Annotated in this window: 20 protein-coding genes and 1 pseudogene; 14 read left to right on the top strand and 7 right to left on the bottom strand. The window is 67.5% G+C overall.

Annotated features, from left to right (window positions below):
- Position 1 precedes the first annotated feature (1 nt).
- From PO605_RS01730 to PO605_RS01710, 5 genes are read left to right on the top strand one after another with little or no spacing between them, the layout of a single operon-like run.
- Entirely contained in the window at positions 2-232 is a 231-nt protein-coding gene (locus PO605_RS01730) for a hypothetical protein (protein ID WP_013803584.1), read from the top strand.
- A gap of 33 nt (positions 233-265) precedes the next feature.
- Positions 266-472 (top strand): hypothetical protein, encoded by a 207-nt coding sequence (locus tag PO605_RS01725; RefSeq protein ID WP_013803585.1) that lies wholly within the window; start codon positions 266-268, stop codon positions 470-472.
- Between the two features lie 3 nt (positions 473-475).
- A complete protein-coding gene (locus PO605_RS01720; RefSeq protein ID WP_199135254.1) occupies positions 476-712 on the top strand; it encodes a hypothetical protein in 237 nt (78 codons plus the stop codon).
- On the top strand, positions 709-1,419 hold the full coding sequence (locus tag PO605_RS01715; protein WP_272205845.1) for a hypothetical protein: 711 nt from the start codon (positions 709-711) through the stop codon (positions 1,417-1,419). The genes PO605_RS01720 and PO605_RS01715 overlap by 4 nt, the downstream gene beginning before the upstream one ends.
- Positions 1,416-1,733: a helix-turn-helix transcriptional regulator gene (locus PO605_RS01710; protein ID WP_272205844.1), complete on the top strand. Its 318-nt coding sequence runs from the start codon at positions 1,416-1,418 to the stop codon at positions 1,731-1,733. The genes PO605_RS01715 and PO605_RS01710 overlap by 4 nt, the downstream gene beginning before the upstream one ends.
- Here the strand turns inward: PO605_RS01710 and PO605_RS01705 are convergent.
- Positions 1,690-2,979: a tyrosine-type recombinase/integrase gene (locus PO605_RS01705; RefSeq protein WP_272205842.1), complete on the bottom strand. Its 1,290-nt coding sequence runs from the start codon at positions 2,977-2,979 to the stop codon at positions 1,690-1,692. The genes PO605_RS01710 and PO605_RS01705 overlap by 44 nt on opposite strands.
- A 239-nt stretch (positions 2,980-3,218) precedes the next feature.
- Here PO605_RS01705 and mutS point away from each other — a divergent pair, with 239 nt between their 5' ends.
- The 3 genes from mutS to PO605_RS01690 are packed head-to-tail and all read left to right on the top strand — an operon-like array spanning position 3,219 to position 7,841.
- On the top strand, positions 3,219-5,807 hold the full coding sequence (gene mutS / locus PO605_RS01700) for a DNA mismatch repair protein MutS (RefSeq protein WP_043796427.1): 2,589 nt from the start codon (positions 3,219-3,221) through the stop codon (positions 5,805-5,807).
- Between the two features lie 55 nt (positions 5,808-5,862).
- Positions 5,863-6,957, top strand: coding sequence for a proteasome-type protease (locus tag PO605_RS01695; protein ID WP_272205840.1), 1,095 nt, complete (start codon positions 5,863-5,865; stop codon positions 6,955-6,957).
- On the top strand, positions 6,954-7,841 hold the full coding sequence (locus PO605_RS01690) for an alpha/beta fold hydrolase (RefSeq protein ID WP_017406489.1): 888 nt from the start codon (positions 6,954-6,956) through the stop codon (positions 7,839-7,841). Before PO605_RS01695 ends, PO605_RS01690 begins: the two co-directional genes overlap by 4 nt.
- Positions 7,842-7,981: 140 nt before the next feature.
- On the opposite strand, the gene PO605_RS01685 is transcribed toward PO605_RS01690, so the two are convergent.
- From PO605_RS01685 to PO605_RS01675, 3 genes are all read right to left on the bottom strand, one after another.
- Positions 7,982-8,422 carry a MarR family winged helix-turn-helix transcriptional regulator gene (locus PO605_RS01685; RefSeq protein ID WP_016449686.1) on the bottom strand — a complete coding sequence of 147 codons (441 nt, stop codon included), beginning with the start codon at positions 8,420-8,422 and terminating at the stop codon, positions 7,982-7,984.
- A 128-nt stretch (positions 8,423-8,550) separates the two neighbouring features.
- The gene (locus PO605_RS01680; RefSeq protein WP_047473391.1) at positions 8,551-10,539 is read right to left on the bottom strand and encodes an acetoacetate--CoA ligase; all 1,989 of its coding nucleotides are present in this window, start codon (positions 10,537-10,539) and stop codon (positions 8,551-8,553) included.
- A 183-nt stretch (positions 10,540-10,722) separates the two neighbouring features.
- Positions 10,723-11,550 carry an undecaprenyl-diphosphate phosphatase gene (locus PO605_RS01675; RefSeq protein ID WP_047473390.1) on the bottom strand — a complete coding sequence of 276 codons (828 nt, stop codon included), beginning with the start codon at positions 11,548-11,550 and terminating at the stop codon, positions 10,723-10,725.
- 193 nt (positions 11,551-11,743) lie between these two features.
- Between PO605_RS01675 and PO605_RS01670 the strand changes: the two genes are divergently transcribed.
- Positions 11,744-12,022, top strand: coding sequence for a PsiF family protein (locus PO605_RS01670; protein ID WP_047473388.1), 279 nt, complete (start codon positions 11,744-11,746; stop codon positions 12,020-12,022).
- A gap of 364 nt (positions 12,023-12,386) precedes the next feature.
- Here the strand turns inward: PO605_RS01670 and PO605_RS01665 are convergent, their stop codons facing one another.
- Positions 12,387-13,616 (bottom strand): PepSY-associated TM helix domain-containing protein, encoded by a 1,230-nt coding sequence (locus PO605_RS01665; RefSeq protein ID WP_047473386.1) that lies wholly within the window; start codon positions 13,614-13,616, stop codon positions 12,387-12,389.
- An 18-nt stretch (positions 13,617-13,634) separates the two neighbouring features.
- Complete coding sequence (locus PO605_RS01660; RefSeq protein ID WP_047473384.1) at positions 13,635-15,800, bottom strand: TonB-dependent receptor; 2,166 nt, start codon at positions 15,798-15,800, stop codon at positions 13,635-13,637.
- Positions 15,801-16,140: 340 nt separating this feature from the next.
- Here PO605_RS01660 and PO605_RS01655 point away from each other — a divergent pair, with 340 nt between their 5' ends.
- From PO605_RS01655 to PO605_RS01640, 4 genes and pseudogenes are all read left to right on the top strand, one after another.
- Positions 16,141-16,551, top strand: coding sequence for a DUF2306 domain-containing protein (locus PO605_RS01655; RefSeq protein WP_047473383.1), 411 nt, complete (start codon positions 16,141-16,143; stop codon positions 16,549-16,551).
- Between the two features lie 34 nt (positions 16,552-16,585).
- Positions 16,586-16,912 (top strand): 2TM domain-containing protein, encoded by a 327-nt coding sequence (locus PO605_RS01650; RefSeq protein ID WP_016454690.1) that lies wholly within the window; start codon positions 16,586-16,588, stop codon positions 16,910-16,912.
- A 29-nt stretch (positions 16,913-16,941) separates the two neighbouring features.
- A pseudogene (locus PO605_RS01645) lies at positions 16,942-18,029 on the top strand (sensor histidine kinase).
- Between the two features lies 1 nt (position 18,030).
- Positions 18,031-18,843, top strand: a complete 813-nt coding sequence (locus tag PO605_RS01640; protein ID WP_272205837.1) for a LytR/AlgR family response regulator transcription factor — start codon at positions 18,031-18,033, stop codon at positions 18,841-18,843.
- Between the two features lie 36 nt (positions 18,844-18,879).
- Here PO605_RS01640 and PO605_RS01635 read toward each other — a convergent pair whose 3' ends face one another.
- Positions 18,880-19,653: an ABC transporter ATP-binding protein gene (locus tag PO605_RS01635; RefSeq protein ID WP_047474777.1), complete on the bottom strand. Its 774-nt coding sequence runs from the start codon at positions 19,651-19,653 to the stop codon at positions 18,880-18,882.
- Between the two features lie 13 nt (positions 19,654-19,666).
- Between PO605_RS01635 and PO605_RS01630 the strand changes: the two genes are divergently transcribed.
- Positions 19,667-20,032 carry a hypothetical protein gene (locus PO605_RS01630; RefSeq protein ID WP_047474775.1) on the top strand — a complete coding sequence of 122 codons (366 nt, stop codon included), beginning with the start codon at positions 19,667-19,669 and terminating at the stop codon, positions 20,030-20,032.
- The last annotated feature ends 3 nt before the right edge of the window (positions 20,033-20,035 follow it).

The raw sequence follows: 20,035 nt of genomic DNA, 5'->3' as shown, positions 1-20,035 counted from the left end.
CGTGTCCGCATCCATCCCCCACGCCCGCCGAACGGACCCCACCGTGCATTGCTGGGCCCGGCCGCTGCACGGCGGCTACGTCAACGCCGTAGGCACGACACCCGAGCACCTGGCACGCGTGTTCGCCGCCGAGCGCGAGCGCATTGCCGCCCTGGCCAAACCGCGCCGCCGGCGCGCTGCGCGCCCAGCACCGCCAATCCCCCACCCCGCCCAGCTGTCGCTGGTCGCCTGATCACCACCGCCACCACCACTACCGAGGACCGCCATGCATCTGCACAACATCACCACCGCGCACAGCTACCGCGCAATCCTGATCCCCGAAGACGCCTGCCCCGAAGAACTGGAGCAGCTGGCCGACGCCAAGCTGCTGCCCGTGCTGCAGCTGAAAGCTGCCAGCGCATCCCACGCCACCACCAGCGCCTGCGCCGCCAGCGGCCGGCCCGTGCTGCGCGTCGAGCGCGTGGAGACCTGAGCCATGGCCCAGCCACTGCCCGAACTGACTCTGAGCCAGGTGATGGAGCGCATCAAGACAGCGCGCCAGGGCTTGGCCAGCCGATTGGCCAACACACCAGTACGCGAGTGGGGCGCACAGTCCGTGCGCGAGATCCGCAACCACGAGCAGGAGTTGCACACCACCCTGATGGTGCTGCGCGACTTGGCCAGCGACCAAGGCGCGTTTGCAACGACACCGATTGAGGGAGTCCGCACATGACCAAGACAATAGAAGTCGCTGCCTTGTACGTTGAAACGCGCGGTGCATATTTCGACCTCGACGAAGTCATGCCCTGGGATATCGAGCGCGATGCACGCCAGTACAGCGGCCCACACCCGGTTGTCGCACACCCACCCTGCCAGCGCTGGGGCCGTTACTGGCACGGCGCTCCACGCAAGCCTCATCAGTACCGCCTGGGTGAGGATGGCGGCTGCTTCGCAGCCGCACTTACTGCCGTGCGCAACTACGGTGGTGTACTGGAGCACCCGAAAGACTCTCTGGCATGGAAGTACTTCGGTCTGACGCATCCACCTGCTGCAGGAGGTTGGGTGAAAGCCGATGCTTTCGGCGGATGGACCTGCTGCGTTTGGCAAGGACACTTCGGCCATTTCGCAGGCAAAGGTACTTGGCTCTATGCCGTTGTCGATGCTCCTGACCAATTGCCAGAGCTGATTTGGGGGCCAAGCGACAGCGGCCCAACCATGCAAATGATCGAGCGGTACGGCTACGAAAAAGCGCGTAGGGTGGGCCGCATGGCCCTGGTGGGTGGCAAGGATAAAACCCGAATACGCAATGCCACGCCCCTGCAGTTTCGATCAGTGCTGCTGGCTATCGCAAGAAACGCAAGGAGCACGAAACAGCAAATGCCCTGCACTCCCCATTCCTCTGCATTCAAGTCACTGCCAAAAATGGAGACGCTGGCATGACCCGGAACGAAAGCAACCAGATGATCCTCAACTACCCACCCGCTGGCCTGAGCCGCGAACTGGCCGCCGAGTATGTGTCGCTTGGCCTCACCACCTTTGAAGACTGCGTGCAAAAAGGCATCGCGCCGAAGCCACGCCAGATACCAGGCCGGCGCCGAGTCGTTTGGCTGCGCTCGGATCTGGACGCCTGGCTGCAGGGGCTGCCCATCTCCACGCAGTTGCCCCCGGAGAACTGCGGAATCAGGCGCAGCCGCCTGACAAAGGCCCAGGTCATCGCGCAGCAAGTTGCTCCCAGTGTTCCGAAAGCCTTGTGAGCCAGGTGCGCCGCTCCGCATCGTAGGAGTGCCGGTTGTAGGTGCCCACGATGCCGGCGGGCAAGTGGCCGAGCACTGCCTCGGCCACTCCATCCTGGCAGCCCAGGGCCGCCAGTTGTGTGCGCACCGTGCGCCGCAAATCGTGGGGAGCCCAGGGGTCCATATCCAGGACCCGCTCGGGCGCGTAGTTGTAGCGTTTCACCACATCTGGCCGGCTGGTCCAGACCGCCACGCCGATCAGCTTCTGCTCCACATGCATCATCTTGGAGCCGGGCCGGGACGGGAATAGATACCCGGCTCCATAGGCACTGCGCCGGCGCCTGACCACGTCCAGAGCGCGGCCCACCAGCGGCACGCGCAGGTCGGTCAAATTCTCATTGCGCGCCATCTTTTGCTTTTCGCGCGGCACGGTCCACCACCAGCCGTCAGCCTCCTGCTCCACCTCATCGCCGGTCATGGCGATGATTTCGGCGCCACGGGCGCCCGTCCAAAGGTAGAGCGTCAGCAGGTCCGCCACCATGGCCGAGAACCTGGGTAGATGGGCGATCAGCTGCGCGACCTCACGGCCCTGCAGCGTTCTGAGCTTCACGCCCTGGTGCTTGCCGTCCACGATCTTCCCCCGACTGCGCAGCTTGCCGCGCAGCACCTGGCGCCACCAGTTCGGCGTCTCTTCGGGCACCCTGCCCGCGTCAAGCGCATAGTCCCAGGCCGCCCCAAGCTCTGAGCGCAGGCTGTTGGCCAGCACGGGCGTCTTGACGGCCACGCCTTCCAGCAGCGAGAACGCCATGCTGCGCCCAACGTCTGCCGGCTCCAGAGCGTGAATCTTGGTGGTGTAGTTGACCAACAGGCGCCGCGCTTCGGCGCTGCCCTTGGGCTTGCGGTGCCGCTCCACGTGCCCCTGCAGGTAGTCCTCAATCAGCTGCCGAACGGTATAGATTCCGTCGCGGCCCCGCACATCGGATCTAGCCTGAGCGACAGCGGCTGCACGCCGCTTCTCCCTGGCCAGGTCCTCACCTGCATCTCGCCTTCGCTTGAGCTGCTCCCACACAGCGAGCGCGCTGGGGTAGCTCATTTCGGGCCATTGGCCCATGGCAATCTGGCGCATAGCGCCGTCCACGGGGCTCTTGTACCGATATGTCCATGTGCGCCGCGTGGCAGTGGCCACCAGGCGAAGGCCCGGGGCGTGATCGACAATAATGTGCTCCCCCGGCTCCAGCGACTTGGCCCGGCGTGCGTTGAAACTCATAGCGCCTCCGTATGCGGCGCAGGTTTCCAAATCGGCCCCAACCTGTTCGGCGTAACTTCTTCAAAGGACGCCGAAAAACCTACGCCAAGGTGCGCAGTGTAGATGGGTTTGAGCGGGACATAGTTGGACTGTATATAAAAACAGTCAACAAACCTAAGTGATTGATTTCAAAAGTAATGAGCGAAGATATTGAAGTGAATCAGGCACTTAGCGAAACACCTTTGGCGTCACATACGCCAATGATGCAGCAGTACCTGGGCATCAAGATCAACTACCCTGACACGCTGGTTTTCTACCGCATGGGGGATTTCTACGAGCTGTTCTTCGGGGATGCGGAGAAGGTGGCGCGGCTGCTGGATATCACGCTGACCACGCGCGGGCAGACGGCGGGGCAGCCGATTCCCATGGCGGGCGTGCCCTTCCATGCGCTGGAGAACTACCTGGGCCGGCTGATCAAGCTGGGCGAGTCGGTGGCGATCTGCGAGCAGGTGGGCGAGGTGGGCGCCGCCAAGGGCCCGGTGGAGCGCAAGGTGGTGCGCGTGGTGACGCCGGGCACGCTGACCGACAGCGAACTGCTGTCGGACAAGAGCGAGGCGATCTTGCTGTCCCTGCACACGGCCGGGCGCCAGCGCTGCGGCCTGGCCTGGATGGCGGTGACGCAGGGGCGCATCCATCTGGCCGAATGCTCCCACGACGAGCTGGGCGCCTGGATTTCGCGCATTGCGCCCAGCGAGCTGATCTACAGCGCGGGCGTGACCGAGCGCTTCGAGCAGAGCCTGTTCGCGCTGCGCCATGGCGGCTCCATTGCCTGCCCGCTGTCGCCACGCCCTGACTGGCAGTTCGACGGCGGCCTGGGCGAGCGCAAGCTGCTGGAGCTGCTGGGCGCCGCCAGCCTCAAGGCCTGGGAGGCCGAGGACCTGCCGCTGGCCCATGGCGCCAGCGCCGCGCTGCTGTCGTATGCCGAGCACACGCAGGGCCGCAGCCTGTCGCACATCCACGCTCTGCAGGTGCAGCGCGACGATGAGCTGATTGCGCTGCCGCTGGCCACGCGCCGCAACCTGGAGCTGGTCAAGACGCTGCGCGGCGAGGATTCGCCCACATTGTTCTCCCTGCTGGACACCTGCATGACGGGCATGGGCAGCCGCCTGCTCAAGGCCTGGCTGCTGGAGCCGCGCCGCGACCGCACGCAGGCCATGGCGCGGCTGGAGGCCACGCGGGCGCTGCAGGGCGCCAGCGCAGGCGGCATGGCCGCGCCCTGGCAGCAGTTGCGCGAGCAGCTCAAGGGCGTGAGCGATGTGGAGCGCATCACCGCGCGCACCGCGCTGCGCCAGGTGCGCCCGCGCGAGCTGGTGGGACTGGGCCGCACGCTGCACAAGGCGGCCCTGCTGGCCCAGGCCGGGCAGACACCCTCGGCCCACCTGACCCAGCTGTTTGCCGACCTGCAACCGCCCGAGGGCTGCGCCGAACTGCTGGTGCGCGCCATCATGGAAGAGCCGGCCGCCCTGGTGCGCGACGGCGGCGTGTTTGCCACAGGCTACGACGCCGAGCTGGACGAGCTGCGCGCCATCCAGAACAACTGCGACGACTTCCTGCTGGAGCTGGAGGCCAAGGAAAAGCTGCTGACCGGCATTCCCAACCTGCGCGTGCAGTTCAACAAGGTGCACGGCTTCTATATAGAGATCACCAACAGCTACAAGGACGCGGTGCCCGAGCGCTACCGCCGCCGCCAGACGCTGAAGAACGCCGAGCGCTACATCACGCCCGAACTCAAGGCCTTCGAGGACAAGGCCCTGTCGGCGCAGGAGCGCGCGCTGCAGCGCGAGAAATTCCTCTACGAGCAGCTGCTGGACCAGCTGCAGCCCCATGTGCCGGCGCTCACGCGCGTGGCCGGCGCCATTGCCGCCATCGACGTGCTGTGCACGCTGGCCGAGCGCTCGCTGACGCTGAACTGGTGCGCGCCCGAGTTCGTGAACCATCCCTGCATCGAGATCGAGGCCGGCCGCCACCCCGTGGTGGAGGCCCGCATGGCCGAGACCTCCAGCGGCAGCTTCATCGCCAACCACACGCGCATGAACGCCAACACGCGCATGCAGATCATCACCGGCCCCAACATGGGCGGCAAGTCGACCTATATGCGCCAGGTGGCGCTGATCGTGCTGCTGGCCAGCATGGGCTCGCATGTGCCGGCGTCCAGTTGCCGGCTGGGGCCCATCGACGCCATCCACACTCGCATCGGCGCGGCCGACGACCTGGCCAATGCCCAGTCCACCTTCATGATGGAGATGACCGAGGCCGCGCAGATCCTGCACTCGGCAACGCCCCACAGCCTGGTGCTGATGGACGAGATCGGCCGGGGCACCAGCACCTTCGACGGCCTGGCGCTGGCCAGCGGCATCGCCACCCAGCTGCACGACAGGACGCGCGCCTTCACGCTGTTTGCCACGCACTACTTCGAGCTGACCGAGCTGCCGGCCAAGGCACGCGCGGCCGTGAACATGCATGTGAGTGCAGCGGAGTCGGGCCAGGACATCGTCTTCCTGCACGAGATCCAGCCCGGCCCGGCCAGCCGCAGCTACGGTATCCAGGTGGCCAAGCTGGCGGGCATGCCGGCCGGCGTGCTGCACCACGCGCGCCATGCGCTGGAGGCACTGGAGGCCCATGCCGACGAGGGCCGCCTGCAGGTGGACCTGTTCGATGCGCCCGACATGCCCGAGCCCGAAAGCCGCCACGACCCGCTGGCCCAGGCGCTGGCCGCCATCAATCCCGACGCACTGAGCCCGCGCGAGGCGCTGGAGGCCCTCTACCAGCTCAAGAAGATCGCCGCCTGAACGCGGTCAATCGCCTCGCACTAAACTTGTCGATCCCGCAGTTTCGGATGTTCCCATGACTTATTGCGTTGCCATCAAGCTCAACGCCGGCCTGGTTTTCCTGGCCGACTCGCGCACCAATGCCGGCCTGGACCAGATCAGCTCTTTCCGCAAGCTCATGGTCTACGAGAACCCCGGCGACCGCTTCATGGTGCTGCTGTCGGCCGGCAACCTGTCCATCACCCAGTCCGTTCGCGAGCTGCTGGAGAGCCAGCAACTGCGCGACGAGGCCACGGGCGACATGCTGACCATCTGGAACGTGCGCAGCATGTTCGATGCGGCCCGCGTGCTGGGCGCGGCCGTGCGCCATGTGTTCGAGCGCGACGGCGTGGCACTGTCCCGGTCGGGCGTGGATTTCAATATCTCGCTGGTGCTGGGCGGCCAGATCCAGGGCGAGAACATGCGGCTGTTCCAGGTCTACTCGGCAGGCAACTTCATCGAGGCCACGAGCGAGACGCCCTACTTCCAGATCGGCGAGTCCAAGTACGGCAAGCCCGTGCTGGACCGCGTGATCACGCCGCGCACGCCGCTGGACGAGGCCGCCAAGTGCGCCCTGGTGTCCATGGACAGCACGCTCAAGTCCAACCTGTCGGTGGGCCTGCCGCTGGACCTGATCGTGTACGAGAAGGACCGCTTCGCCTCCGACAAGATCGTCAGCATCGACGAGAGCAATCCGTATTTCCGCATGCTGCACGACAGCTGGGGCGAGCGCCTGCGCCATGTCTTCGACAGCATCGAGGACCCGGCCTGGGACGGCGGCGCCTCCGAGGTGCCCATTCGCGTGCACAGCCGCCAGGCCCAGCCGCTGACCAAGGTCAACGCGCCGGCAGGCGCCCTGCGCTCGTCGGCGCGCAGCATGGGCCGGCTGCCGCCTGCGGCGCTGCGCCAGCCCTATCACAGCGGCACGGGCGCGGGCCTGGGCACCTCCACGGCAGACGGTCTTGCGACCTCCCCCATGACGCCCATGACGCCCATGACACCCATGACACCCATGACGCCCCAGCAGCCGGGCCCGGCATCGCCCGTGCGGCCCGATGCAGGCCAGCCCTCGGGCCACCAGCAAGGCGTGCCCGATGGCGCCGCACAGGCCGGCCAGGAGCCTCGGCCGTGAACGCGGCCCGGTCCGCACAGCGGGCCGAGAGCGATGCGGCGGTTGCCGGCACGGGCACGGGCGCGGGCACTGCATCGGCGCCGCTGCCCGTGGTGTTCTCGCATGCCAACAGTTTTCCGCTGCCCACCTACCGGCTGCTGCTCTCGCTGCTGGCCGGGCGCGGCATCGCGGCGCAGGGCGTGGAGCGCTTCGGCCATGACCCGCGCTTTCCCGTCACCAACAACTGGCCGCACCTGGTCGAGCAACTGGCCGAGTTCACGCGCGCCGAGGTCGAGCGCGTGGGCGGTCCGGTCTTCCTGGTCGGGCATTCGCTGGGCGGTTTCCTGAGCGTGATGACGGCCGCGCGCCATCCCGAGCTGGCGCGCGGCGTGCTGCTGATCGACTCGCCATTGCTCAGCGGCTGGCGTGCCAATGCCGTGGGGGTGGCCAAGCGCACGCAGCTGGTGGGCTCGGTCTCGCCAGGCAAGATCAGCGCGCGCCGCCGCAATGCCTGGGACAGCGATGACGAGGCGCTGGCCTATTTCCGCGCCAAGAAGGTGTTTGCGCAATGGCATCCGCAGGTACTCCAGGACTATGTGCAGGGCGGCCTGGCCGACCTGGACGGCCGGCGCACGCTGCACTTCACGCGCGAGGTGGAGACCGCCATCTACAACACCTTGCCGCACAACCTGGCCTCGCTGCTGCACCACCATCCGCTGCGCTGCCCGGCGGCCTTCATCGGCGGGCGTGCCTCGGTGGAGATGCGCCAGGTGGGCATGGACCTCACGCGCCGCATCACGCGCGGGCGCGTGATGATGCTGGACGGCAGCCACCTGTTCCCCATGGAGCGGCCCCACGCCACGGCCGCCGCCATCGAGGCCGCGCTGCTGAACATGCAAACCTGAGCGGCGTCCGGCTCAGGCCGAGATCCGGATGGCAACCCTGGACCATGGGATGGAGCTTGAACCCCTTGGCGCCTTCCTCAAGGATCGGGCCCCATCGGCGTTCACGGCAGCGGGCGAGGGTCTTGGCGATGGTGGGCCGGCTACCCGGCGCAATCGATCATCTTGTGAAGCAGGCGCAGCAGCTGCTGCTTGTCCTCAGCGCTCAGCATGCGGCTGGCCTCTTGCTCCAGAATTTCCACCTGCGCCGCCGCCTTTTCGTGCAGGCGTTCGCCCTCGGCCGTCAGATACAGCAGCGACAGGCGCCTGTCCGCAGGATCGGCCTCGCGCCTGAGCAGGCCGCGCACCTGCAGTCTTTCCATCAGCGCCGCCATGTTGGGCTGGGAAATCATCACGGTCTCGGCGATCTGGCGCTGGGACGCGCCGGGATTGGCCGAGATCAGCGACAGCACGGCAAACTCCGACGGCTTGAGATCCAGCGCCAGCATGTGCTTCGCATAGTGAGGCCTTACGGTGGCATGGGCCAGGCGCGTGCAGTGGCCCAACTGCTGCATCAGAAAATTCTGCTGGAGTGCTGACTTCATGGGCGATGGGGTGGCTCGGTCCAAGGTGGGGCCAGGCGCATCGAACGGGGCCTGGCGGACCTTTCGATAGAGACGGTCATGGGTTTGTCTCCTGCGTCATGGATGAAATCGGCCAGGGTCGCCGCACCTCAGGCCAGCGGGACCCGTGCCCGGTATTGCACGAAGAAATCGATGCTGCGCGGATTGGCCATGGCGTCGGGGCTGGCCACCTTGGCGGGCTCTGCACCCAGCAGCAGCTTGCGCACGGGCAGTTCCATCTTCTTGCCCGTGAGGGTGCGCGGAATCTCGGCGACCTGGATGACCGCATCGGGCACGTGGCGCGCAGAGGCCTGGGCCCTGATGGCATCCTTGATCCGGGCCACCAGCGCATCCGTCAGCACCAGGCCCGGAGCCAGCACCACGAACAAGGGCATGAAAGAGGGGCGCCCCAGGAACTCCAGGTCCACGACGAGGCTGTCCAAGACCTCGTCAACTTCCTCGACGACACGGTAGATCTCGGCCGTTCCCATGCGGATGCCGAAACGGTTGATCGTGGTGTCCGAGCGGCCGTAGATCACGGCCGACCCATGCTCGCTGAACGAGATCCAGTCGCCATGGCGCCAGTAGCCGGGAAAGACGTCGAAGTAGCTTTCACGGTAGCGCAGGCCATCGGCGTCGTTCCAGAAATACAAGGGCATGGAAGGCATGGGTTCGGTGATCACCAGTTCGCCCACCTCGCCGGTCACGCTGCGCCCTTGCTCGTCAAAGGCGTGCGCGGCGACGCCCAGCTCACGGCACTGGATCTCGCCCGCACGCACGGGCAGCAGGGGCGCGCAGGCCACGAAGCCCGAGGCGATATCCGTTCCACCGCTGACCGAGGCCAGCCACAGATCGCGCTTGATGTTCTCGTAGACCCAGCCGTAGGCCTCCAGCGGCAGCGCCGACCCCGTGGAATTGATGGCGCGCAGTTTCTCGAAGCGGCGGCCCCGGGCCGGCACCACGCCATCCTTCATGGTCTTGGCCAGAAAGGCCGCGCCGCAACCGAACAGGGTGACCTGCTGGCGATCGATGAAGTCCCACAATGCGCCATCGTCGGGCGAGGTCGGGTTGCCATCGGACAGCACCACGGTGGCGCCAGCCAGCAGGCTGCCCACCATGAGATTCCAGACGATCCAGCCCGTGCTGCCCAGGAACATGAAGCGGTCGCCAGGCCGCACGTCGTGCTGCAGCCCATGGGCCTTGAGGTGGGTGAGCACGATGCCGCCATGGCTGTGCACCATGGCCTTGGGCAGTCCCGTGGTGCCCGAGGAATAGACCACCCACAGCGGGTGCGAGAACGGCAAGCGCTCGAAGACCGGCTCTGCGGGCCTGGCCAGCGCGTCGGCCCAGGCCAGGACATTGCGCCAGGGCAGCTCGCATGCGGGGTCCCCGGGCCTGAACAGGGGGCCGGGCACATGGATCACATGGCCTATCTCGGGCAATCCCCGCAGCACCTCGCCGAGTACGGCGCGGCGATCGAAACACCGTCCCCCGTAGACATAGCTATCGGTGGCGAAAATCAGCTTGGGACCGATCTGCTGGAAGCGGTCCAGCACCACGGAAACGCCCATCTCGGGCGCGCAGCTGGACCAGATGGCGCCTATGCTGGCGCAGGCCAGGAAGGCCACGACCGCCTGGGGCACATTGGGCAGGTAGGCCACGACGCGATCGCCGCGGCCCAGGCCGAGTTCGCGCATCCGGGCCGCGAGCGCCGCCACGTCACGCTCCAGCTGCCGCCATGACAGCTCCACCGGCTCGGCGCCTTCGCAGCGCGCGATGATGGCCGGGTGCTCGGCGCGGGCGCTGCGGAACACATGCTCGGCATAGTTCAGGTGCGTGTCGGGAAACCACTGCGCGCCCGGCATGCCGCGCTCACCGAGCACGCGCGTCGGGTCACCGTCGGCCATGACCTGGAAGTAGTCCCAGATCGAGCGCCAGAAGCCATCGAGATCCGTGACCGACCACTGCCACAGCGCCTGGTAGCCATCGAAGCGCCTATCCCTTGCCGCAGCCAGCCAATCCATGTAGCGCGCCAGGCCGCTTTGCGCGACCTGCTGCGGGCTGGGACGCCACATCAACTGCCCTTGTTCGATGGCCATGGCAACCCTCGGAAAAAGTTATAAAAAAAAACATATTTTTTATAACCATAGAACATCATCATTCTCAGGAGTACAGGGGTTTTCATGGGGCAACCACGCGCTCTTCATGCGGTTGCTCCCCCGGGCACATGACGCAAAAAAGCCACCCGAAGGTGGCTTGTCCCATCGATGGCCCGGCCCTGTTCAGCCGCCGCTCCAGTTGACCAGGCCCGTGAAGGCCGTGACCAGCACGATGATGCCGAAGGCGATGCGGTACCAGGCAAACGGCACGAAGCTGTTGGTGGAGATGTAGCGCAGCAGCCAGCGCACGCACAGCCAGGCGCTGATGAAGGAGAACACCAGGCCCACGGCGAACATGGGGATGTCGGCCACCGACAGCAGGGCGCGCTCCTTGTAGAGGCTGTAGACGCCGGCGCCGATCAGCGTGGGAATGGCCAGGAAGAACGAAAAATCGGTGGCCGCCTTGCGCGACAGGCCCATCAGCATGCCGCCGATGATGGTGGCGCCGCTGCGGCTGGTGCCGGGAATCATGGCCAGGCACTGCACCAGGCCGACCTTGAGGGCATCGAGCGGCGTCATCTCGTCCACGGTCTGTACGCGCGTGGCCGATGCCGGACGGCGTTCGGCCCACAGGATGACGAAGCCGCCCAGGATGAAGGTGGTGGCCACCACGGTGGGCGTGAACAGGTGCGCCTTGATGAACTTGCCGAAGATCAGCGCCAGCACCACGGCCGGCAGGAAGCCGATGATGACGTTCAGCGTGAGCCTTTGCGCCTGGCGGCTGGTGGGCAGGTCGACCACGGTGGAGCGGATCTTCTGCCAGTACACCAGCACCACGGCGAAGATGGCGCCGGTCTGGATGGCGATGTCGAAGACCTTGGCCTTGGCATCGTCGAAGCCCAGCAGCGAGCCTGCCAGGATGAGGTGCCCGGTGGAAGAGATGGGAAGGAACTCCGTCAGTCCCTCCACGATGCCCATGATGGCGGCCTTGACCAGCAAAAGAATGTCCACGGCAAGCGTCCTGTCGCAATGCAAAAGTGCGCCATTATCTGCGCTGGCCATGGCCTGCCGGTGTCCGCCCGCCCGCCTGTCAGCGGCAATCGCAAACTTTTACAACGCCGGGCCCGCGACGTTGCTGCGCGCCCGGCGCTGTGCTGCAATGTGGGTGCGCTGGACTTCAGCGCGCCTTCAAAACCATTCCATCATGAAAAAAATCGTTGTTCTGGCAGTTGTCTCCCTGGCCTGCAGCATGGGCATGGCCGCAGGGGACAAGGCTCCCACGGCCCAGCAAAAGCTGATGGGCACCTGCAACACCGAAGCCACCGGCAAGAAAGGCGACGAGCGCAAGGAGTTCATGAAGTCCTGCCTGTCCGACGGCAAGAAGCGCCAGCAGGAACGCATGAAGACCTGCAATGCCGACGCCACCGGCAAGAAGGGCGACGAGCGCAAGGCGTTCATGAGTGAATGCTTGAAGAAGGACTGAAGCTCCCCCTGAGCGGCTGACGCCGCTTCCCCCTCTCTACCCGCTTCGCGGGGGAGGGGGACGACGCCCTCGCCGCGAGGCGGCTCTTGCTCGGCGTCTCTGGTGTCGGGCCGCGCCAGATTTGGAGGCTGCGCCCTATTTCTGCAGCAAGCCTTCATTGAAGCCACCGTTTTCGGTGGCTTTGCTGTTTAGGCGGATAGTTTTCTGATTTGGCTATCAATGGAGCTGTGTACTACCGACAGCCGTTCAAACTCGCAGGGCTCAAGCGCGGGCAGCCGAGCAAGGGCCTACGCCGGCCGCGCCGCCCCGCGGTGAGGGCTGCGTCCCCCTCCGCGAAGCGGGAAGGGGGAAGCGGCGCAGCCGCTCAGGGGGTCATCTTCCTGGCCCTGCGTTTGCGCCACCAGATGATGACGCCGGTGATCGACAGGACGGCGACGAGCACGCCGACGAAGGACATGAGCACGCGGCCGGGGGTGCCGAGGATGCGGCCGCTGTGCAGGGGCAGCTGCAGCTGGACGAAGACGTCGGCGGCCGTGCCGTGCCAGGGGCGGTAGGTGCCCAGGACTTCGCCGTTGTCCGAGCTGACGTAGATGTTGGACAGGCCCATGCCCATGGCGCCGGTTTCGTCGTGCGGGTCGAAGAAGGAGATGTTGTAGAACGGGAAGTCGCCGCCCCACCAGATGCCGCCGGCGGGCTGGGCGAAGCCCAGGCGCTTGGCCTCGCTCTGGGCGATGGCGATGGCCTGGGCGAACGAGACCTTGGGCTCGAGGAGCGTGCCCTGGGGCGCGGGCTTGAGGGTTTCGTAGGGGCCGGGCGTGGTGGTGGAGACGGTGCTCATCACCGGGTAGAAGACTTCGCGGTACAGGTTCAGCGAGAACGAGGTGAAGGCCACGATGACGATGACGGCCCAGACCCACAGGCCGCCCGCACGGTGCAGGTCGAAGTTGAGCTTGTAGGCGCCGCCGCCCCAGCGCACGCGCCATGAGGGCAGCCAGCGCCGCCACCACGATCCCATGGCCGCCGTCAGGCGCGGGGCGCTTTTCCTGAGCTTGACGGGAAAGGTCAGCAGCAGCGCGACAAAGCTGTCGGCCACCCACAGCAGGGCCAGACTGCCCATGAACCAGTAGCCCCAGCGGTCCGTGCCCCAGAAGCGCGGGGCCAGCAGGCTTTCGTGCAGGTGGCGCAGCCAGGGCATGAGGTTGCGCTGGCTGAGCGCGAAGCTGCGCCCGTTGCGCTGGCCCGTGATGTGGCCGCTGACCGGATCGACGAAGACCGTGTCATAGCCCAGCGCAGGCGCCTGGCCCGTGGCCGGGTCGGGCCGGGGGCGCACCATGAACATGGCGGCTTCGCCCTCGACCAGGCCCAGGGTCATGTAGCTGATCTCGGCGCGCGGCTCGCTGGCCTGCACCACGGCGGCCAGCTCCAGCGGGGTCTTCAGCGGGCCGCGTGCCGGGGTCTCCAGCATGTCGGCGTTGAGCCATTCGTCGATTTCATGGTCCCAGGACAGCACGGCCCCCGTGAGGCCGGCCATGGTGAGGAAACCGGCCAGCACCAGGCCGATCCAGCGGTGCACCACCGTCCACAACGCGCGCATGCTTCAGATCGCTCCGGCTCAGAAGTCCACCGATGCGCTCAGCGAGAAGGTGCGCGGCATGGACTGCACCAGGTAGTTGGCGCCCGGGTAGCCGCCCACGGACGACCAGTAGCCCTTGTCGAACAGGTTGTCGATGCGCGCGCGCAGGGTCAGCAGGCGGTTGTTGCCGATGTCCATGAGATAACGCGCGCCGATGTCGGTGCGCGTCCACGAGGCCACTTTCAGCGTGTTGGCGCCGTTGGCGTACTGGCTGGAGGTGTGCATCACGCGCGCGTTGAGGGCCAGGCCCGAGACGCCGGGCACATCCCAGTCCACGCCCAGGTTGAGCAGGCGCTTGGGCACGCCGATGGCGTAGTTGCCGATGGTGGCGGCATCGGCGGCCTCGCGGATCTTGGCCTCGCTGAAGGTCACGCCGCCCAGCACGCGCAGGCCCTTGACGGGCTCGCCGAAGACCGTGGCCTCCAGGCCGCTGTTGCGCTGCTTGCCGTACTGGCCGAAGACCTGGTTGGCCACATAGGCCGAAGGCATGTCCGTGGTGTACAGCGCCACCGTGGCGCCCAGCTGCCGGCCCTGCCACTTGAAGCCGATTTCCTTCTGGCGCGACTTGTAGGGCGCGAACACCTGGCCACCATTGGACACGGGCAGGTCGTTGGCCGTCTGCGGCGCCACGGCGCCCTTGGTCAGGCCTTCGATGTAGTTGGCGTAGACCGAGGTGTTCTCGCTGGTCTTGAACACCAGGCCCAGCATGGGCGTGGTGGCCGACTTCTTGTAGTGGTCGGTCTGCGCGCCCGTGTTGTAGTCGTAGCTGCTTTGCTCGATGCTCTGGCGGCGCACGCCCACGGTCAGGCGCAGGCGCTCGTCCAGCATCGTCAGCGTGTCGCCGATGGCGAAGCTGTTGAGCCGGGTTTCACCCACGCGCGTGGGATCGGCCAGGTTGCCGCCGAACAGCGTCATCGCCGGGCGCGCGCTGCTCCAGGGGTTGTAGATGTTGTTGACCACGCCAAAGCCCATGCCCCAGGCATTGCGCTCGGTGGCCGAGTAGGTGCTGGCCGTGGCCACCAGCTCGTGGCCCACGCTGCCCGTGGCCAGGCGCGTGCGGATGCCGACCTCGCCCGTGCCCACGCTGTCCTTGCGCTTGTTGTCGAAGCGCGTGCCCGTGGTGTCGCCGGCCGCATTCGTGACGGTCACGCCGCTCAGGGAGTTGTCTTCCTTGCCTCGGCGCAGGCCGCCGGCGGCCCAGGCCGTGGTGGTGTCGTTGATGTCCCATTCGGCGCGCAGCGTGGCGAACAGGTCGCGCTCGGTGGAGTACGACCAGTTCTGGCCGTAGTTGGTCTTGTTGTCGGGCACGGCCGGGATGAAGCTGCCGGGCGTCACGCTGGGGCGGCCGCCGTTGTAGCTGTTGCGCTGGTAGCCCACGTCGCCCGACAGGCGCACGTTGCGGCTGCGCCAGTCCAGGCCCAGGCCCAGGGCGGTGAGCGAGCGGTCTTCTCCATCCACGCCCGTGCCGCCGTCGCGGCGCACGGCGTTCAGGCGGATGCCGGTGCTCCGGTCAGGGCCGAAGCGGCGCGAGATGTCGGTGGAGACAAAGGCCTGGCCGCCCGTCTGTATGCCGGCGCCCACGCGCGTCAGCGCATCGTTGCCGGCGCGCTTGGGCAGCAGGCTGATGGTGCCGCCAATGCCGCTGCCGCCCGGTGCCGCACCATTGAGGAAGGCGTTGGCGCCGCGCAGCACCTCCACGCGCTCGAAGAATTCCGAGGCGATGTACTGGCGCGGCAGCAGGCCGTACAGGCCGTTGTAGGCGATGTCGTCCGAATAGACCGGGAAGCTGCGCAGCACATACAGCTCCTGGAAGTTGCCAAAGCCGCGCGCCTGGCGCACGCCCGGGTCGTTGAGCAGCACATCGCCCACGCTCTTGGACTGGGTGTCCTCAATCAGCTGCTGCGTGTAGCTGGTGGTGGAAAACGAGGAGTTCTTCCAGTCCAGCGTGCCCAGCACGCCGTTGCGCGCGCCCGTGGCCACCTGGCCGCCTGCGAAGGGCTTGGACAGGCCCTGGGCCGATGCGTCGGCACTGGCCTCCACCGTCACGGCTTCCAGCACGGTATCACCGCCCCGGGTCTGGGCAATCAGCGCCTGATGGCTGCACAGGCAAAGAACGGCCAGGGATATGGGGCGAATGGAAGGCATGGGGATGGGATTGAGAATGATTTGCAGAACCCGTTAGCTTACCAACCACCTGGGCACGCAACTATGAGTTTTCTCAATCTGTTGCATCGAAGCAATCCTGGGGGGGGGTGATTGGTTTCAAAGGCCCTGATCGATAGTCCGTGCGCACTCACCCTGGCCTCCACCCTGCGGACTGCATCCTCCAGATGCCGTGGACGTGCCTGCCGTTCGCGGCGCCAGGATGCAGCTGGCACCCTGCCCTCGTCCGTGCGTCGCATGGCGCTGGCCCCTGCGGCGCCCGGCAGCGACAGTCCTGTCCCATACAGGCCCGCCAACCCGGGCCGCACGCCAGGACATCGCCATGCAAATGACACCGCTGATCGCCATCCACATGAGCGCCGCCCTCGGGGCCACGGCCACGGGCGCCATCGCCCTGCTGGCACGCCGCCAGGCCGCCGCCCATCCCCGCCTGCACCGCGCGGCCGGCCATGCCTTTGTCACGCTCATGGTCTGCGCGGCGGTGTCCGCCTGCTTCATCCGCGACTACCGCCTGCCCAACTGGGGCGGCTACACGCCCGTCCACCTGCTGGTGCCGCTGACCTTTGCCGGCCTGGGCCGGTCGTTCTGGCACCTGTACCACGGCAACATCGCCGGCCACCGCAAGATCATGCGCAGCGTCTACATCGGCGCCTGCGTCGTGGCGGGCCTGTTCACCCTGCTGCCCGGCCGCTACCTGGGCGACCTGCTGTGGCAGCGGCTGGGCCTGGCCTGACGCCGCTTTCCTTCCCCCTGACGGAGAACTCCCCATGCGCACCCTCGATCCCCTTGATCCCCTCGATCCCTCTGCCCGCCACGACGACGATGCCCTGGAGCGCATGGCGCGCCGCCGCGCAGGCGCCAAGCTGGGCTGGATGATCCACGCCAGCGTCTATGTGCTGGTCAACCTCGGGCTGGCGGCGCTGTCGCTGTCCCAGGGCAGGCACTGGGCCATCTTCCCGGCCCTGGGCTGGGGCCTGGGGCTGGCCATCCACGGGGCCGTGGTCTGGCTGGCACTGCCGGGCAACGGCTGGCACGGGCGCATGGTGGAGCGCGAGCGGCAGGCGCTGCAGTCACGCCAGGGCCGCGCCCGCTGAAACACGCCATGGGACTACCATTGCCCTCCATGCCCGACCCCGCATCCAACGCCACACGCCAGCCGGCCGCCCCTGGCCACATCGTGGAACGGACCACGCTGCTGCGCCACGGCATCGCGACGACCTCGGCCTGCGCCCTGATTGCCGCCGCATTCAGCCTGAGCAACCACGGCCGCTGGGACGTGAACCTCATCTACTCGCTGTCGATCGGCCTGACCAGCTGGCTCACCATCGAACTGGGCCGCTGGCGCCTGACGCGGGGCCAGGACATTCCCTGGCCCGGCGGCTGGCGCGGCGCCGCGCTGGTGGTGGCTGGCATCGTGACGGGGTTCGTGATCGGGTCGCTGATCGGCACGGCCTACAGGCAGTGGGCTGATCCCGACGCCAGCACGGCCCTGATGCACCGGCTGTGGATACCGCTGGCCGTCACCATCGTCGCCAGCACGGTGATGTCGCTGGCCTTCTTCCTGCTGGGCTACTCGCGCCACCTGCAGATGCAGGCCGAGCAGGCCCGCGCCAGGCGGCCGAGGCGCGACTGACCCTGCTGCAGGCCCAGCTGGAGCCACACATGCTGTTCAACACCCTGGCCAACCTGCGCGTGCTGGTGGCCAGCGACCCGCAGCGCGCCCAGGCCATGCTGGACCATCTGATCGCCTACCTGCGCGCCACGTTGGGCGGCTCGCGCAGCACCGAGCATGCGCTGGCCGAGGAATTCGCGCGCCTGCGCGACTACCTGGCGCTGATGTCCATCCGCATGGGCCCGCGCCTGCAGTACACGCTGGACCTGCCCGAGGACCTGGCCCAGGTGCCCGTGCCGCCGTTGCTGCTGCAGCCCCTGGTGGAAAACTGCATACGCCACGGACTGGAGCCCAAGCTGGAAGGCGGGCATATCGCCGTGCGCGCGCGCCGCATGGACGGCGGCCCGTTGGAGCTGACCGTGGCCGACAACGGCATGGGCCTGGACACCGGTGCGCCCGCCCTGCCCGGCAGCCGCTTCGGCACGGCCCAGCTGCGCGAACGCCTGGCCAGCCGCTATGGCGACGCCGCGCACTTCGAACTGGCCGCCCTGCCCGAAGGCGGCACGCTAGCCAAAATCACCATTGCCAACGCCGGTTGAAATGACCCACGCCCCCCGCGCCCTGATCGCCGAAGACGAACCCCTGCTGGCCGAGGACCTGCGCCAGGCCCTGGACCGCGCCTGGCCCGAGCTGCAGATTGCCGCCATGGTGGGCGACGGCCTGAGTGCCGCCCGGCAGGCGCTGGCGCTGCAGCCGGACGTACTGTTCTTCGACATCCGCATGCCGGGCCAGAGCGGCCTGGAGGCCGCCGCCGAACTGGCCGACGCCTGGCCCGAGGCGCAGCCGTTTCCCATCCTGGTCTTCGTGACCGCCTATGACCAGTACGCCATGGACGCCTTCGAGGCCCAGGCCGTGGACTACCTGCTCAAGCCCGTGCAGCCCGAGCGGCTGGCGCGCAGCGTGCAGCGCCTGCGCGAGCTGCTGGCCCAGCGCACGGTGGCCCCGGCTGGCGCTGCGCTGGCGCAGGCGCTGGAGCAATTGCGGCACCTGGCCGGTGCCACGGCCCCCGCCGCCACCGCTACCGAGCCGCCGCTGCAGATGATCCAGGCCGGCGTGGGCACGCAGATCCAGATGGTGCCCGTGCACGACGTCGTCTACTTCGAGGCCGCCGACAAGTACGTGCGCGTGCTCACGGCCTCGCATGAGTACCTGGTGCGCACGCCGCTCAAGGAACTGCTGCCCCGGCTGGACGCCGAGGATTTCTGGCAGGTGCACCGTGGCACCGTGGTGCGCGCAGCGGCCATTGCCAGCGCCCAGCGCGACGAGGCCGGCCGGCTGTGGCTGCAGCTGCGCGAGCGAGCGGAAAAACTGGCCGTCAGCCGCCTCTACGCGCAGCGGTTCAAGGCGATGTAGGTGGTGATGTAGGTGGCGATGTAGACGCCGGCTCGGTCAGCGCAGCGGCGGCTGATCGGGCAGGTCCAGCACGTCGTCCCAGGCCACGCCCTGCATCTCGTCCCAGTGCGCAACGATCACGCAGCGCAGCCCGTGCCCGGCCACAGGCGCAGATTGCTGGCCGGCCCGGTTCAGCCCCGCCAGCGTGCGCTGCACATGGTCCATCGATCCCCGGTCCAGCGCGGCCAGCGGCTCGTCGATCAGCAGCAGCGGCACGCCGCTGGCCCAGCCCGCCGCCATCCACAGCTTGCGCAGGCTGCCCGTGGACAGGGCCAGCAGGGGCTTGTGCAGATGGGGCTCCAGCCCCAGGCCATCGGCATGGGCCTGCCATGCCGCCTCGCTCCAGGCCGGGTGCAGCTGCCGCTGTGCCTGCACCCATTCCTGCGCGGGCCGGGCACGCTCGGCATTGGACAGTTCGGCGCGCGGGTCGCGCCAGAACAATGCAGGGCGCTGCGACGGGTCCGGCTGCTGCGGATATACCAGGCGCCCGGCCTGCAAAGGCAGCTGGCCGGCCAGCATTTGCAGCAGGCTGGTCTTGCCGCAGCCCTCGCCGCCGCGCACCAGGCACAGGCCCACGGGCCAGTCGTGCGAGGCGCCATCCCACAGCAGCAGGCCCGGCTGTCCGAAGCGCAGGGCCTGCGCGCTCACCATCGGCGGCGCCATCGATTGCTGTGCGGTGTCCATCTGAATGTCTTTCCGGTTCTGCGATGCGGGCGATTGTGCACGCGGCACAATGCCGGGCTTTCCCTTTTCCAACCACGCACTACGCATGCGGACCGCCACCATGATCCTCGACTACCTGGATTTCGACTACAGCGAAGACGACGAAGGCACGGGCTGCTGGGACGCCATGGCCAGCGTGCCCGCCGCGCGCGTGCCGGCGCTGGCGGCCGAGGTGGAGCAATTGCTGGCCTGGGCGCACCGCCGCTTCAGGGGCCGGCGCGGCCCCATCGAGGAAGGCGGCGACTGGGACTACGAGCTGCAGGCCCAGGACGACGGCGGCCAGCCGCTGGCCTGGCGCTTTGACGCAGCCACGGCGCGCCTGCAGTCCGTGGCGGCCGGGGATGGCCGCACCACGGTGAACCTGTCGATCAGCGGCAGCGCGGCCTTCGGCGAAGCATTGCGCCAGGCCTTCGAGCTGCAGGACTGAACA

The sequence above is a fragment of the Delftia sp. DT-2 genome (assembly GCF_028401915.1).
GTDB lineage: Bacteria > Pseudomonadota > Gammaproteobacteria > Burkholderiales > Burkholderiaceae_C > Comamonas > Comamonas tsuruhatensis.
This window is presented reverse-complemented; position numbering and strand designations above follow the sequence as displayed.